Origin of the sequence: Exiguobacterium sp. 8H (assembly GCF_902506255.1) — a bacterium.
Taxonomy (GTDB): Bacteria; Bacillota; Bacilli; order Exiguobacteriales; family Exiguobacteriaceae; genus Exiguobacterium; species Exiguobacterium profundum.
Genome location: NZ_LR733429.1, coordinates 2,037,487 through 2,052,500 on the forward strand (window position 1 = coordinate 2,037,487; position 15,014 = coordinate 2,052,500).

At 49.3% G+C, this 15,014-nt stretch carries 11 protein-coding genes, 10 tRNA genes and 2 rRNA genes (1 of these 23 running past the window's edge); all 23 read right to left on the reverse strand.

Annotation, left to right across the window (positions count from 1 at the left end):
- Nucleotides 1-66: 66 nt before the first annotated feature.
- Complete coding sequence (locus GVY43_RS10455; RefSeq protein WP_159563144.1) at nt 67-753, reverse strand: DUF975 family protein; 687 nt, start codon at nt 751-753, stop codon at nt 67-69.
- An 81-nt stretch (nt 754-834) separates the two neighbouring features.
- Entirely contained in the window at nt 835-1,053 is a 219-nt protein-coding gene (locus GVY43_RS10460) for a helix-turn-helix transcriptional regulator (RefSeq protein ID WP_012727632.1), read from the reverse strand.
- A gap of 10 nt (nt 1,054-1,063) precedes the next feature.
- Nucleotides 1,064-1,543, reverse strand: a complete 480-nt coding sequence (locus GVY43_RS10465) for a DUF2975 domain-containing protein (protein ID WP_159563145.1) — start codon at nt 1,541-1,543, stop codon at nt 1,064-1,066.
- Between the two features lie 115 nt (nt 1,544-1,658).
- Nucleotides 1,659-2,222: a YdhK family protein gene (locus GVY43_RS10470; protein WP_159563146.1), complete on the reverse strand. Its 564-nt coding sequence runs from the start codon at nt 2,220-2,222 to the stop codon at nt 1,659-1,661.
- Between the two features lie 140 nt (nt 2,223-2,362).
- Nucleotides 2,363-4,159 carry a glutamine--fructose-6-phosphate transaminase (isomerizing) gene (gene glmS, locus GVY43_RS10475; RefSeq protein ID WP_159563147.1) on the reverse strand — a complete coding sequence of 599 codons (1,797 nt, stop codon included), beginning with the start codon at nt 4,157-4,159 and terminating at the stop codon, nt 2,363-2,365.
- Between the two features lie 358 nt (nt 4,160-4,517).
- On the reverse strand, nt 4,518-5,876 hold the full coding sequence (glmM, locus tag GVY43_RS10480) for a phosphoglucosamine mutase (RefSeq protein WP_078147859.1): 1,359 nt from the start codon (nt 5,874-5,876) through the stop codon (nt 4,518-4,520).
- A gap of 36 nt (nt 5,877-5,912) precedes the next feature.
- Nucleotides 5,913-7,193 carry a YbbR-like domain-containing protein gene (locus GVY43_RS10485; protein WP_159563148.1) on the reverse strand — a complete coding sequence of 427 codons (1,281 nt, stop codon included), beginning with the start codon at nt 7,191-7,193 and terminating at the stop codon, nt 5,913-5,915.
- The gene (cdaA, locus tag GVY43_RS10490; protein ID WP_012727638.1) at nt 7,194-8,054 is read right to left on the reverse strand and encodes a diadenylate cyclase CdaA; all 861 of its coding nucleotides are present in this window, start codon (nt 8,052-8,054) and stop codon (nt 7,194-7,196) included.
- Nucleotides 8,055-8,181: 127 nt separating this feature from the next.
- Nucleotides 8,182-8,817 carry an RseA family anti-sigma factor gene (locus GVY43_RS10495; RefSeq protein WP_078147861.1) on the reverse strand — a complete coding sequence of 212 codons (636 nt, stop codon included), beginning with the start codon at nt 8,815-8,817 and terminating at the stop codon, nt 8,182-8,184.
- Nucleotides 8,814-9,389, reverse strand: a complete 576-nt coding sequence (gene sigW, locus GVY43_RS10500; protein WP_012727640.1) for an RNA polymerase sigma factor SigW — start codon at nt 9,387-9,389, stop codon at nt 8,814-8,816. Before sigW ends, GVY43_RS10495 begins: the two co-directional genes overlap by 4 nt.
- Before the next feature lie 129 nt (nt 9,390-9,518).
- Nucleotides 9,519-10,421, reverse strand: coding sequence for an arginase (gene rocF / locus GVY43_RS10505; RefSeq protein WP_074035370.1), 903 nt, complete (start codon nt 10,419-10,421; stop codon nt 9,519-9,521).
- 201 nt (nt 10,422-10,622) lie between these two features.
- A tRNA-Ala gene (locus GVY43_RS10510) sits at nt 10,623-10,698 on the reverse strand.
- Between the two features lie 18 nt (nt 10,699-10,716).
- Nucleotides 10,717-10,791: transfer RNA gene (locus GVY43_RS10515), tRNA-Gly, on the reverse strand.
- A gap of 6 nt (nt 10,792-10,797) precedes the next feature.
- Nucleotides 10,798-10,873: transfer RNA gene (locus GVY43_RS10520), tRNA-Lys, on the reverse strand.
- Nucleotides 10,874-10,878: 5 nt separating this feature from the next.
- Nucleotides 10,879-10,962: transfer RNA gene (locus tag GVY43_RS10525), tRNA-Tyr, on the reverse strand.
- 6 nt (nt 10,963-10,968) lie between these two features.
- A tRNA-Thr gene (locus GVY43_RS10530) sits at nt 10,969-11,041 on the reverse strand.
- Between the two features lie 31 nt (nt 11,042-11,072).
- Nucleotides 11,073-11,148, reverse strand: a tRNA-Val gene (locus GVY43_RS10535).
- A 4-nt stretch (nt 11,149-11,152) separates the two neighbouring features.
- A tRNA-Glu gene (locus tag GVY43_RS10540) sits at nt 11,153-11,227 on the reverse strand.
- Between the two features lie 5 nt (nt 11,228-11,232).
- Nucleotides 11,233-11,307 (reverse strand) — tRNA-Asn (locus tag GVY43_RS10545).
- A gap of 8 nt (nt 11,308-11,315) precedes the next feature.
- Nucleotides 11,316-11,432: ribosomal RNA gene (gene rrf, locus GVY43_RS10550) — 5S ribosomal RNA — on the reverse strand.
- A 398-nt stretch (nt 11,433-11,830) separates the two neighbouring features.
- Nucleotides 11,831-11,903 (reverse strand) — tRNA-Ala (locus tag GVY43_RS10555).
- A gap of 22 nt (nt 11,904-11,925) precedes the next feature.
- A tRNA-Ile gene (locus GVY43_RS10560) sits at nt 11,926-12,002 on the reverse strand.
- A gap of 62 nt (nt 12,003-12,064) precedes the next feature.
- Nucleotides 12,065-15,014, reverse strand: a 23S ribosomal RNA gene (locus GVY43_RS10565); it runs 3 nt beyond the window's last position.

Consider the following 15,014-nt stretch of genomic DNA (forward strand, 5'->3'; position numbering starts at 1 on the left):
GCATTCCCCTTTCTCTTCATGAAGATTGTAGCACGTTCTTTCAATTTACCCTCTGTTTGATATGCTTCAGGCTGGCTTGTTCCATTGTTCGTCGTAAGCCCGACGCGTATCTTCATACATGACAGCGAAGCGCGCAACTACTAACGGACGAACAAGGGAAGTCGCAACTAACAGCGACCAGGATGACAAAATCGGTAATTTGAAAATAATACTTAACGTGAAACCCGTCAAAAAGACCGGAATCATTGGCAGGATCAATTTAAATGCTTCCCACTTCTGTCCACGCATCATCCCACGAGATTTTGTAATTGCTTCTGTTGGGGACAAATGAGGCTCATCTCGCAATATAAAGAAAGTGAATGCGTAAGAAAAGTACTTTATGATTCCTGGAACGATTAGAAGCAGCCCCCACAATAGTTGGAAGAGAACCATGAGTAGGAATGTGGCTAAATTTAAGCGGTAATTCTTCCGAAACGGTTTAAATACATCTTGAAAATGCAATTTCTTATTTCGCACCGTATCTAAAATGATCCAGCTGTATCCGATATACATTGGAAGAGACATCACATATAGGATGAGTCCAACCACACTGATCATCATAAGAATAGTAGAACTGTGTTGGATTCCGTAATACGTCGGATCTATCATAAGCCACACTTCTACTAAAATCGCCATTGCAAAAGACCAACCGATGAGTTTCCCCGTTTTTCCTTTCAAGGCCTCATGTGTCCGTTCTGTCCATGTTTGAATCATTCTACATCTCCCCCTGACTGATACTTTTATATACGGAGCATAGTAAGCACACGTTTCAAATTCATATAAAAAAGCAGAGATTCACTCTGCTCGTTCGTCCGCTCGATATTCCAATATGTCTCCCGGCTGACAGTCGAGTGCTTCGCAAATCGCTTCAAGTGTCGAGAAACGAATCGCTTTGGCCTTTCCGTTTTTCAATATCGATAAGTTCGCCATCGTGATCCCGACTCGTTCCGACAGTTCCGTCACACTCATTTTCCGTTTCGCCAACATCACATCCAGATTCACAATCATCGCCATTTCTCTCACCTCATACCGTCAAATCGATTTCTTGTTTCATGTCGATGGCGCGCTTCAATAGTTTCTGTAACAACTCAGCGAAAACCGCAATGACAAATGCGGCGAAGACGAAGACGAATCCGATGACTAAAAATCCTGGCGAGTCGTCACGCTCAGCGAACCAATAGAAGAACGGGAGTGTCGCCATATAGATGGCCGTGATGGTCAACGCACAATATTTAATGACACGAAGTGCTTTCACCGACCGATAGGAGAATGCCTCATTCCGATCAATCAATCCAAGTAAGATGAATGACTGTGACAAGGCAACGAAAAAGGGAATCGCTGCTACATACACCCCTCCAATAATCGGTCGCATCGAATTTGCAATCCATCCTCCGCTCTCCACCGCCTCTCGCCAAAGGAAAGGGAGTAAAAAGATACAGGCCGCGAGAATCGGGAGCGACAAGACAATCACTGCTAGTTTCAAAAAGATGGTTTCCCGTTTCATCTGCCAAACACCTCATTTAGTTGTATTTTCTTTATCATATGCTATGATTTATCGTTTATCAATAAATATTTATCGAAAAAAATAGACCACGAGATGTACTCGAGGTCTATCACATTCATTTCATTGCTTCTAATTCACTTTCGGTCACCCATTTATGGTTTGTGACCTCTTCCCCGTCTTTGGTCGTGTAATCAACCATGTAAACGGTCGTCTCTTCCGCTGTATCGATTGTCGCTTCTGCGCCGTCCATCCCTTCCATATGGTCGGCGGCCAATACGACCTCATCCCCTTCAGACAACGGTTCCTCATCTGGATTGTCCAATTCTTCGTGAATCACCCATTTGTGATCCTCTACCGGGTCACCGCCTGTTGTCGGTGTATAGCTGACGGCGTAGACGGTCGTATCGTACGCACCGACAATCGTGGCCTCCACACCTTCCATCCCTGGCATGTGATCCGCTGTCATCATCGCGGTTGATCCGACTGGAAAAGTCGGATCACTGGCTTCCATCAGCCCGTCTGGAACTTCTCCAGACCCGGAGTGATCCATCGCTGAATGGTCCATGCTTTGCTCTTCTGACATCTCCATCGATGTGTCCTCTGCCGTATCCCCACAAGCGGCCAATGATGTCGCGAGAATCATGACACCGAGACCTGTCATCCATTTCTTCTGTTTCATCGAATCTCTCCTTCTCTTCATTTTCATGTTGAGTGTACCCGTTCCGGAGAATGAACAGACATATTTGAGAACATTACGATGATTTGTTAACTCATTGCAACAAAAAAGACCAAAATCCCGAAAGATTTTGGTCTTGAACATTATTCAACCGTTACAGACTTCGCCAAGTTACGTGGCTTGTCGACATCGCAGTCACGAGCAAGTGCTGCATAGTACGAGATGAGTTGAAGTGGAAGAACCGTCACGAGTGGCGTGAGAAGTGGTTCAACACGTGGAAGAACGAATGCATCGTTCTCATGCTCCATTCCTTCCATTGAAATCGTACATGCGATGGCACCACGCGCCACAACTTCCTTGATGTTTCCACGGATGTTGAGGTGTGTGTTTGGTTGAGACACGAGCGTGATGACCGGTGTCCCGTCTTCAATCAAGGCGATCGGACCGTGTTTGAGTTCCCCACCTGGGTACCCTTCTGCTTGGATATATGAAATCTCTTTCAGCTTCAATGCGCCTTCGAGACCTACATATGAATCCAATCCACGTCCGAGGAAGAATGCGTTACGTGACTCTTTCAAGAACTTATCTGCAAGCTCTTCAAAGATTTCTTTTTGTGCCATGATCGAGTCCATCGTTGTCGCAACGAGTGCAAGTTCTTGCATGAGATCAAACGGGAGTTTCTTCCCGTTCGCACGAGCGATGTCGTATGCGAGAATTGCGAGGACGGCAATCTGTGCCGTGTATGCTTTCGTCGACGCGACCGCGATCTCTGGTCCTGCGTGGAGGAGCATCGTCTCGTTCGCTTCACGTGACAATGTCGATCCTGCCACGTTCGTTAACGTGAGCGCTTTATGGCCCAATTTTTTCACTTCGACGAGGACGGCACGGCTGTCCGCTGTCTCACCTGATTGTGAGATGAAGAGGAAGAGTGGCTTCTCTGTCAAAAGTGGCATGTTGTAACCGAACTCTGATGCGACGTGTACTTCAGTCGGTACACCTGCAACGCGCTCAATCAATTGCTTCCCGACAAGACCAGCGTGGTAACTTGTACCACATGCGACGATATAGACGCGGTCTGCTTCCGAGACGAGTTCACGCACGCCTTCTGCGAGCTCGATGTCGCCGTTCTCGTTCTGGTAGTGCTGGATGATGTTACGGATGACGGCTGGCTGTTCGTCCATCTCTTTCAACATGTAGTGCGCGTACGTGCCCTTCTCGATGTCTGACGCATCGATTTCGGCCGTGTATGGTGCACGCTCGAGTACTTCGCCGTCGAGCGTCTTAATCGTCGCCGCCTCACGTGTGAGGATGACGATCTCGCCATCGTGGAGCTCGAGGTACTGGTCTGTCACCTGGAGCATCGCCATCGCGTCTGATGCGACGACGTTGAACGTGCCGTCACCAAGTCCGACGAGGAGCGGTGACTTGTTCTTCCCGATATAGAGGCGCTCTTTGTCCTCTGAGTCGATCATTGCGATCGCATACGAACCGTGGAGGTCCGAAAGCGTCTTGCGGAACGCCGCCTCGACGTCGCCGAGCTCGACGAAGTGCTTCTCCATGAGCTGGACGATGACTTCCGTGTCCGTCTCTGAAAGGAACGGGACGTCGAGCGTCTTCTTGATGAGCTCGTCGTTCTCGATTACGCCGTTATGCACGAGCGTGAAGCGTCCTGTCGTGCTTTGGTGCGGGTGGGCGTTCGGTACGCTCGGTACCCCGTGTGTTGCCCAACGTGTGTGGCCGATTCCAATCGTGCCGTCTACTTCTGCTGGGATGATTTCGCGTAGCGCAGCAATGCGACCGACTTCTTTGTGAACGTTGACATTCTCATGCATCAACGCAAGACCTGCCGAGTCATAACCACGGTACTCGAGTTTTTCAAGACCTTTGAGAAGGACTTCCTTCGCTCCGGTATTCCCAATCATTCCTACAATTCCACACATAAACAAATCTCCTCTATTCTTCGATTTCTCGAAAAAGGAAACGGGCTTTTTCTAAGAGCTGTCAGTACACGCTTCTTTGTCCGTCCGGTCGCCCGGGCGTTTTAAAAGCATGTTTGTCGTCGTGACAGGCGACGAGGAGGCATCCGCCGAAATCTCGATAACCTCCAACCTCGTCAACTCCGCAGAGTTCTGGCGCTTGTTCGTACTCTTGTGTCCTTCCGTTTCCAAGGTCACGCTCTTAATAGTACAAATCACACCCCCATTCGTCAAGAAAATCCGCTGTTTTCTCGATGACAAAACGGAAACAAAAAGGGAATCCGATGTGGATTCCCTTGTGTTATTCCCGGTTTTGAAAATTTTATCCGTCTACACCGTAATCTTCGCGTACGACTTGTGCGATTTTTTCAACGTAACGGTCACACTCTTCCGCTGTCGGGGCTTCAGCCATGACACGAACAAGTGGTTCTGTACCTGATGCACGGACGAGGATTCGACCGTTTCCGGCCATTTCCGCTTCCGCTTCTTGAATCGTTGCCAAGACACGCTCTCCGTTCATCGCATCGTTTTTATTCGTCACACGAATGTTCACGAGCTTTTGCGGATAAACTGGCATCTCTGCCGCTAATTCAGACAGTTTACGCCCTGTCGATTTCACGATTTCTGCCAATTGCACACCAGATAACATACCGTCACCCGTTGTCGAGTGATCGAGGAAAATCAAATGACCTGATTGTTCGCCACCGAGTGTATATTGATGTTTTTTCATTTCTTCAACGACATAGCGGTCGCCAACTGCTGTTTGAAGCGCCGTCATGCCCGCTTCTTCAACGGCTTTATGGAAACCGAGGTTACTCATGACCGTCGCGACAATCGTGTTGTCTTTGAGACGCCCTTTTTCACTCAAGTATTTTCCGCAAATATACATGATCTTGTCTCCGTCGACGATTTCACCGTTCTCGTCAATCGCAATCAAACGGTCTCCATCCCCATCAAAGGCAAGGCCCATGTCCGCTCCTTTTTCACGGACGAATTCAGCCAAATGCTCAGGGTGTGTCGACCCGACACCTTCATTGATATTTAAACCGTTTGGCGAGTTTCCGATCGTCGACACATTTGCTTCTAAGTCTGCAAACAGTCGAGCCGCAAGACCACTCGTCGCTCCATGTGCACAGTCGAGTGCGATGTGAAGACCATCAAAGTCTTCTTCTACCGTTTGTTTCAACATTTGAAGATACTTTTGCGCGCCTTCGTAGTAATCCGATACGAAACCGAGATCTTTACCTGTCGGACGCGGGAGCGTATCTTCCGCAGCATCTAAGATGTCTTCAATTTCTTGCTCGGTTGCATCGTCTAATTTGAAACCATCGCTACCGAAGAATTTGATTCCGTTATCCGCCACAGGGTTATGCGATGCTGAAATCATGACACCTGCCGTCGCGTCGAGCGATTTCGTCAAGTAAGCGACTCCAGGTGTTGAGATGACACCGAGACGCATCACTTCTGCACCGATTGAGAGAAGACCCGCAATCAATGCACCTTCAAGCATATGTCCTGAAATCCGTGTGTCACGACCGATCAACACTTTCGGCTGTTCGCCTTCTGGCAAATGTTTCGACAACACGTAGCCACCCGCACGACCTAAACGATATGCTAATTCCGCAGTTAACTCAGAGTTGGCAACACCGCGAACTCCATCTGTTCCAAAATATTTACCCATAAGATTAAATCCTCACTTTTGTATGATTGAACATCTTTATTGAATGGAAGATGTTTCTGTTTCTTCATCGACACTCGTCAATTGAACATCGATTGTCTTTGGCGAGATCACGGTCACGCCTTTTGGTACTTCATAATCTGCATCGACCGCATGTGTTCCGCTCGGCAATCCGGTCAGATCTAACGTCACGTTGACACTGTTTGATGAGATGCTTTCAAGAAGGGAACGTTTGCCCGAGAGCGTCACGCTGACCACTTCTTGCGTTTGAATCGTGTAATTCGTCCGGTCATATCCACGGACAGTGATGGGGACGGTCAACCGAATCCGCTCTGTCAATTCACCCGTGTCATCTTTCGTCTCATCATTTGGACGAACGAGCACCTGGACTTCTACTTCTTTTTTACCGAGTGAAGTCGCTCCTTCCGGAAGACGAAGGGTAGCGGTCACTTTTCCCGACTTCGTTAAATCGTCAAGTTCAATCGGTTCTGTCTCCACTTGCTGGAGTTCATCTAGCACCGCTTTTGGTGCAAAGACACGGACTTCCGTCTCACCTAGCAACGTATCAACTAAGCGGAAATCGTCTGCCACCTCTCCGCTCGTGACGACCTCGATTGGAATCATCGCGCTCTCGTCATAAATCGGTACGGTGACATTGATGATATTCGGATCGACCGACACGTTCAACGGATTTCCATTCGCATCTAAAATGGTCGGTGGAATTTCTCGTGTGAACGTCTGACTTTGATTGGCAACATCCACATTCAACGTGATTTCTTTGACGTTTTGAATCCGACTCGCACCACCTGTGACTTTTACAGTCGACGGTTCGATTTCGACATCGCCCGCGACTTTTCCGTCCGGTAATTGATCTTTGTTCAACAGATTCACGGACACAGGGACTTCAATCGTTTGTTTCCGATCGATATAGATTTCGACAGTCTCTCGATCTAGTTTGACATTGACGTCTCCGCCGAATCCACGCGCTTCGACCGGGACACGATGGAATCCGGTGCCAAGATTGGTCAAATCGACGAACACCTGATAATCTTTCACCAATTTCGTCATCGTTAAACTACTAGATGGCCCTTGAAGCTCGACACCCATCTCTTCCGGAACATTATATGCGACATACTGGACCTCATCAAAAAACACTTCGACCGGCACATCGAGCGTCATGGAACTTTGTCCGACGATTGGCAATGCGCTAGATGCGTTATTCGAAGAACTGGTCTCAGCGACCATTAAGTATAAAAGGACGGCTAAAGCAAGTGCGATGAAGCGGAGAAACCACTTATGTTGTAACCACTGATCAATCACTTACTTATCCCCTCCTTTTTTGCCGAAGAACGAGAGGGTCGCCTCTTTTTCTTCGATGACGAGTTCTTGAATTAATTTATTGCGAAGCGCTTCTTCGTCTAGTTCCCGATACAAGCGGCCCGCGATTGCAAGTGAGACTGCTCCCGTTTCTTCTGAGACGGTAAGAGTGACGCTATCCGTCACTTCACTGACCCCGATGGCTGCTCGGTGACGTGTCCCGAGTGCTTTATCGATGTGCGGGCTTTCCGAAAGCGGTAAATAGCAAGCTGCCGCCGCAATTTTCCCGTCCTGAATAATCATCGCGCCATCATGAAGCGGCGTATTCGGAATGAATAAGTTAATAATCAACTGGGATGTGATATGCGAGTCCATACGAATGCCGGTCTCCACATACTCGTTTAATCCCGTATCGCGTTCAATCGCAATCAATGCACCGATTCGCCGTTTTGACATGTACTGTGCGGAACTGACGATGGCTTCAATCATTTGTCGTTGTTGCTCCTCATCACTTGTTCCCGTACGACTGAATAAGTTACTCGTTCGTCCGAGATGTTCAAGACCACGTCTCAACTCTGGCTGAAAAATGATGATAATTCCGAGGAGACCGTACGTGATCACCTGATTTAGCAAGAACTGGAGCGTTTTCAATCCGAAGAAACCGCTCAAGAACCAACTGACTAGAATGATGGAAATCCCTTTAATTAATTGTACTGCTTTTGTCCCACGCACAATCATCATCAACTTGTAAATGACATACGTGACGACGACGATATCTAAAACATCATTCAAATAATCGTACCAATGTACGTTTTCTGAAAGATTTAAAAATGAGAAAAATGATACTTGTTCAAGTAGCGGCAAATGCTCCCCTCCTCAACTACCTAGCTAAATCGTGCAAATTCCATTATATCATCATTTCTATAGATACGCATTGCGTCACGTCAAAACGAAACCAGATTGAAACGAAAAAAAGACGCCGGAAGCGTCTTTAGAAAAGTTGTTTCATCGAGTACCAAATCCATTCGAACATCTGATCGATCTGTTCGAGTTCACCTGTCACTTGACCGGCACTTGCTAAATAGGCACGACCATTGACGGCTGTCGCGTTTCCATTGACGGTACCTTCAATCCGTAAATCGCCACCTTGGACCGTGATGTCTTTTTCAACCGTGACACCGGCCGGGACAATGACTTCATTCTCAGATACGATCACACCTGGTACTTTTGTATAGGTCATCGTCTCTGAAGCGCTGCTCCATAGTCCGAGTGTCGCACTAGACATCAAACTAAAGAACAGTACGGCCGCAATCAAACCTGGGTGCCGTTGCAACCATTGCATTTGTTTCGAATGCGGTTTGCGTTCTTTTCGAACTGATTTTGAAAACGGTACGACGGGATCAGGTGCTGTTTGTACAGGAGTTTCAGGTAAAGCGGCCATCACTCGGGCCGTAAAATCTGCTGATAACTTTGGACGAGGCAATGCTTTCAGTTCTGCGTCGATTCGTTCATATTGTAGATACGATTCATATAATTCATCGTCCTCTAACAATTGACGCAATTCGTCAGATTCTTCGGGCAAAACGCCATCTTCCAAATATTGTTGTACTTTTTCTTCAGGAGTCAATTGAACCCCTCCCTATTTTGAAAGATTGTTTTTAACATTTCTCTTCCCCGGAAGATCCTTGTCTTAACCGTTGCGACCGGCATGTCGATCATCACGCTGATTTCTTTAAGCGACAAATCATCTACATATTTTAATAATAACGGAATGCGATATTTGTCTGGAAGTTGCTTGATTGCCTCATGCATTTCACTTCGAATTTCGCGATGAACCACTTGGGCATCGGGTTGGGGCGCTTCATCAGCTAAGTGGTCTTGATAAGTCAAACCGTCTGTACCCGCAATTTCGGCATCCATCGAATATTCCGGCTTCCGCTTCCTCAATCGGTCGATGGCAACGTTTGTCGTGATTCGATAGAGCCATGTTTTGAACTTATATTGCGCGTCGTACGTATCTATTCGTGTATAGGCACGAATGAACGCCTCTTGGGCAGCGTCCTCCGCTTCGCCACGATCATACAAAATTTTATAGGCGATTGCAAAGACGCCATCCTTGTATAGTTCTACCAGTTCGGCAAACGAATCGTGATTCCCCGCCCTCAATTCATCAACCAAACGGGTGGTCAGCCGTTCCATCAATCCACTTCCCCTCTCCGCTACACATGCGGTCATCTCTATATACGTCTTGATATTGAAATGGTTTCAAAAAATCAAAAAAAGTTTCCATCCCCATTGTAGCAAACGGGTTTGGAAACTGTAAGGAAATCAGACGGTTTCGCCTTCCAATAACAGGTTTTCTTTAGATTTTATAATCGTTTCACATAAGCGATAGGCCAACTGAGCCGTCACGTCATCCCGGTCTAATGCCGGATTTAACTCGACGAGCTCTACTGCGATCAAGTCTTCTGCTTGCATCGCTTCTTTTAAAATCGCTTTGGCTTCGACTTCTGTCAAACCGCCATCAACCGGTGTACCTGTTCCAGGAACGAGGGATGCATCGAGACTATCCATATCGAAACTGATATAAAAACGGTCTACTCGTTCACGAAGATAACTCAATGACTCTTTCATGATAACATCCACGCCACGCGTACGTACTTCTTCTACTGTAATGACTTTGATGCCGAGTCGATTGATTTCATTCATTTCTCCTTCATCGATATCACGCAGGGCAATATAAACTAAATGCTCTGGTGATAGCTTCGGATCACGTCCGCCCACTTCTGTCAGACGCACGTCGCCCATCCCCATCGCTGCCGCAAGTGGCATTCCGTGAATATTCCCCGACGGTGATGTTTCGCCTGTATTTAAGTCAGCGTGAGCATCCACCCAAATGACTCCATAAGGACCTGTTTGAGCCAATCCAGCAAGAGTACCGATTGCCATACTATGATCGCCCCCAACGATCAAAGGGAATCGATTTTCCGAAATTTCACGATGTACGACTTCTGCCAATTCCGTGACGGTATGCAAGACACCATCAACCCGTTTTAAGTGTTCTTCATTTTCTCGAATTTCAGATTCTGGCAAGACACGAATCGTATGTTTGACCGTTTCTGTCGGAAGAAGTTGTTGCATCCCCATTTCATTTAACTTTGTCGGTCCTTGATCGACCCCTAATTTCCCCTGACCGTAACGCAGCGGCACGTGAATATATGACCATTGCATCGCCATTCCCCCTTTATACGCTTGATAGTTAAATTGTAAACGCTATCATTTGTTTGGTTCAACTCGGCAGAATGATGAATAAACATGCAAAAAGGCAGCCTGAATGGTGGCAGGCTGCCTTTCTCTGTACTCTCAATTGAATGGTTCATGGTTTTAGGCAAAAAAAAACTTAAGTCATCACTAACTTAAGAAAAAAACATATGGTGGAGCCTAGCGGGATCGAACCGCTGACCTCCTGCGTGCAAGGCAGGCGCTCTCCCAGCTGAGCTAAGGCCCCAATACAGGGATAAGAATATGGAGCGGAAGACGGGATTCGAACCCGCGACCCCGACCTTGGCAAGGTCGTATTCTACCACTGAACTACTTCCGCAAAAAATGGTGAGCCATGCAGGGCTCGAACCTGCGACCCTCTGATTAAAAGTCAGATGCTCTACCAACTGAGCTAATGGCTCAAACCTGGTGGGGGGGGGCGGATTCGAACCGCCGAACCCGAAGGAGCGGATTTACAGTCCGCCGCGTTTAGCCACTTCGCTACCCCCCCGAGGAGTGCCGGCGAAAGGATTCGAACCCTCGACCCTCTGATTACAAGTCAGATGCTCTACCAACTGAGCTACACCGGCATATATATAGGTTTGATGTAATAAATAAAGATGGTGGAGGATGACGGGATCGAACCGCCGACCCCCTGCTTGTAAGGCAGGTGCTCTCCCAGCTGAGCTAATCCTCCATATTGGTGACCCGTACGGGATTCGAACCCGTGTTACCGCCGTGAAAGGGCGGTGTCTTAACCGCTTGACCAACGGGCCTAAATTGGCTCCGCAAGTAGGATTTGAACCTACGACCTACCGGTTAACAGCCGGTTGCTCTACCACTGAGCTATTGCGGAACGATCTTGCCTGGCAACGTCCTATCCTCACAGGGGGAGATCCCCCAACTACTTTCGGCGCTGAGACGCTTAACTTCCGTGTTCGGCATGGGAACGGGTGTGGCCGTCTCGCTATCGCCACCAGACAAAATGAATATTAACACCGCGTCATACGCATGTCAATATTGTTTTAGGGTTTGTTCCCTGAAAACTGAGGATTCATCAACACAAACCATTAGACTAGATCAAAGCCTCGACCGATTAGTATCATTCAGCTCCACGTGTCACCACGCTTCCACCCATGACCTATCTACCTCATCGTCTCTGAGGGGTCTTTCTTGATTGCTCAAAGGGAAATCTCATCTCGGAGGGGGCTTCATGCTTAGATGCTTTCAGCACTTATCCCGTCCGCACTAGTGCCAAGGCATCCACCGTACGCCCTTTCTACCTTGATCTAGCGTCTAAGACACACGGTCCATTATGGACCATATGTGAAATTGGTTTTTGATGTCTTGATGAATCTTCAGTTTTCAAGGAACAAAAGTGGAGCCTAGCGGGATCGAACCGCTGACCTCCTGCGTGCAAGGCAGGCGCTCTCCCAGCTGAGCTAAGGCCCCGTATTGGAATTGTTCATAAAAATGGTGGGCCTAAGTGGACTCGAACCACCGACCTCACGCTTATCAGGCGTGCGCTCTAACCGGCTGAGCTATAGGCCCTCTTAGAGAGGTTTTGGTCTCTCAAAACTGAACGATGGGCAATGCCACATGGGCATTTTCCTTAGAAAGGAGGTGATCCAGCCGCACCTTCCGATACGGCTACCTTGTTACGACTTCACCCCAATCATCTGCCCCACCTTCGGCGGCCCACGCTTCCACCCATGACCTATCTACCTCATCGTCTCTGAGGGGTCTTTCTTGATTGCTCAAAGGGAAATCTCATCTCGGAGGGGGCTTCATGCTTAGATGCTTTCAGCACTTATCCCGTCCGCACGTAGCTACCCAGCGGTGCTCCTGGCGGAACAACTGGTACACCAGCGGTGCGTCCATCCCGGTCCTCTCGTACTAAGGACAGCTCTCCTCAAATTTCCTACGCCCACGACGGATAGGGACCGAACTGTCTCACGACGTTCTGAACCCAGCTCGCGTACCGCTTTAATGGGCGAACAGCCCAACCCTTGGGACCTACTCCAGCCCCAGGATGCGATGAGCCGACATCGAGGTGCCAAACCTCCCCGTCGATGTGGACTCTTGGGGGAGATCAGCCTGTTATCCCCAGGGTAGCTTTTATCCGTTGAGCGATGGCCCTTCCATGCGGAACCACCGGATCACTAAGCCCGACTTTCGTCCCTGCTCGACTTGTAGGTCTCGCAGTCAAGCTCCCTTCTGCCTTTGCACTCTTCGAATGATTTCCAACCATTCTGAGGGAACCTTTGGGCGCCTCCGTTACTGTTTAGGAGGCGACCGCCCCAGTCAAACTACCCGCCTGACACGGTCCTCCAGCCGGATCACGGCTGCGAGTTAGAGACTCTATACGCAAAGGGTGGTATCCCAAGGGTGTCTCCACCGAAGCTGGCGCTCCGGCTTCACAAACTCCCACCTATCCTGTACATCGCGTACAAAGCCTCAATATCAGGCTGTAGTAAAGCTCCATGGGGTCTTTCCGTCCTGTCGCGGGTAACCTGCATCTTCACAGGTACTATGATTTCACCGGGTCTCTCGTTGAGACAGTGCCCAAATCGTTACGCCTTTCGTGCGGGTCGGAACTTACCCGACAAGGAATTTCGCTACCTTAGGACCGTTATAGTTACGGCCGCCGTTTACTGGGGCTTCGGTTCAGTGCTTCTCTTGCGATGACACATCCCCTTAACCTTCCAGCACCGGGCAGGCGTCAGCCCCTATACTTCATCTTGCGATTTAGCAGAGACCTGTGTTTTTGCTAAACAGTCGTTTGGGCCTATTCACTGCGGCTTATGTTGCCATAAGCGTCCCTTCTCCCGAAGTTACGGGACCATTTTGCCGAGTTCCTTAACGAGAGTTATCCCGCGCGTCTTAGAATTCTCATCTCGCCTACCTGTGTCGGTTTGCGGTACTGGCGCCGACCTCCTCACTAGAGGCTTTTCTTGGCAGCGTGAAATCCGGTGCTTCGCCCTACGGGCTCCACGTCACAGCTCAACCTTGTATGCCGGGCGGATTTGCCAACCCGACGGCCTCGCTGCTTGTCCGTGCACTTCCAGTCGCACGGTCACCTTATCCTTCTGCGTCCCCCCATCGTTCAAACGGTGGTACGGCGGTACAGGAATATCGACCTGTTGTCCATCGCCTACGCCTTTCGGCCTCGGCTTAGGTCCAGACTAACCCTGAGCGGACGAGCCTTCCTCAGGAAACCTTAGGCTTTCGACGGAGGGGATTCTCACCCCTCTTTTCGCTACTCACACCGGCATTCTCACTTCCAAGCGCTCCACGGCTCCTCACGATACCGCTTCACTGCTGCTTGGAACGCTCTCCTACCATCCCTTACGGGATCCATAGCTTCGGTGGTATGTTTAGCCCCGTTACATTTTCGGCGCGGCGCCACTCGACTAGTGAGCTATTACGCACTCTTTGAATGGTGGCTGCTTCTAAGCCAACATCCTAGTTGTCTGTGCAGCGCCACATCCTTTTCCACTTAACATACACTTGGGGACCTTAGCTGATGGTCTGGGCTGTTTCCCTCTCGACTACGGATCTTATCACTCGCAGTCTGACTCCCGAGTACAAGTTGCTGGCATTCGGAGTTTGACTGAATTCGGTAACCCTGTGGGGGCCCCTAGTCCAATCAGTGCTCTACCTCCAGAACTCTTCACCTCGAGGCTAGCCCTAAAGCTATTTCGGAGAGAACCAGCTATCTCCAGGTTCGATTGGCATTTCACCGCTACCCACACCTCATCCCCGCACTTTTCAACGTGCGTGGGTTCGGACCTCCAGTCAGTGTTACCTGACCTTCATCCTGGACATGGGTAGATCACCTGGTTTCGGGTCTACGACGACGGACTGATGCGCCCTGTTCAGACTCGCTTTCGCTGCGGCTCCGCCTCATCGGCTTAACCTCGCCCGCCATCGTAACTCGCCGGTTCATTCTACAAAAGGCACGCCATCACCCGTGAACGGGCTCTGACTACTTGTAGGCATACGGTTTCAGGATCTCTTTCACTCCCCTTCCGGGGTGCTTTTCACCTTTCCCTCACGGTACTGGTTCACTATCGGTCACTAGGAAGTATTTAGCCTTGGGAGATGGTCCTCCCGGATTCCGACGGGGTTTCACGTGTCCCGCCGTACTCAGGATCCACTCTGGAGGGGATGGGGTTTCGGCTACAGGGCCGTCACCTTCTCTGGCCGACCTTTCCAGGTCGTTCACCTACCCTATCCCTTTGTAACTCCGTGTAGAGTGTCCTACAACCCCAGGAAGCATGCTTCCTGGTTTGGGCTGTTCCCGTTTCGCTCGCCGCTACTCAGGGAATCGAATTTTCTTTCTCTTCCTCCGGGTACTTAGATGTTTCAGTTCCCCGGGTATGCCTCACGCCACGCTATGTATTCACGTGGGTGTCCCGCCAGTCTCCCGGCGGTGGGTTCCCCCATTCGGAGATCTCTGGATCGATGTGTACTTACCACTCCCCAGAGCATTTCGCTGTTCGTCGCGTCCTTCATCGGCTCCTAGTGCCAAGGCATCCACCGTACGCCCTTTCTACCTTG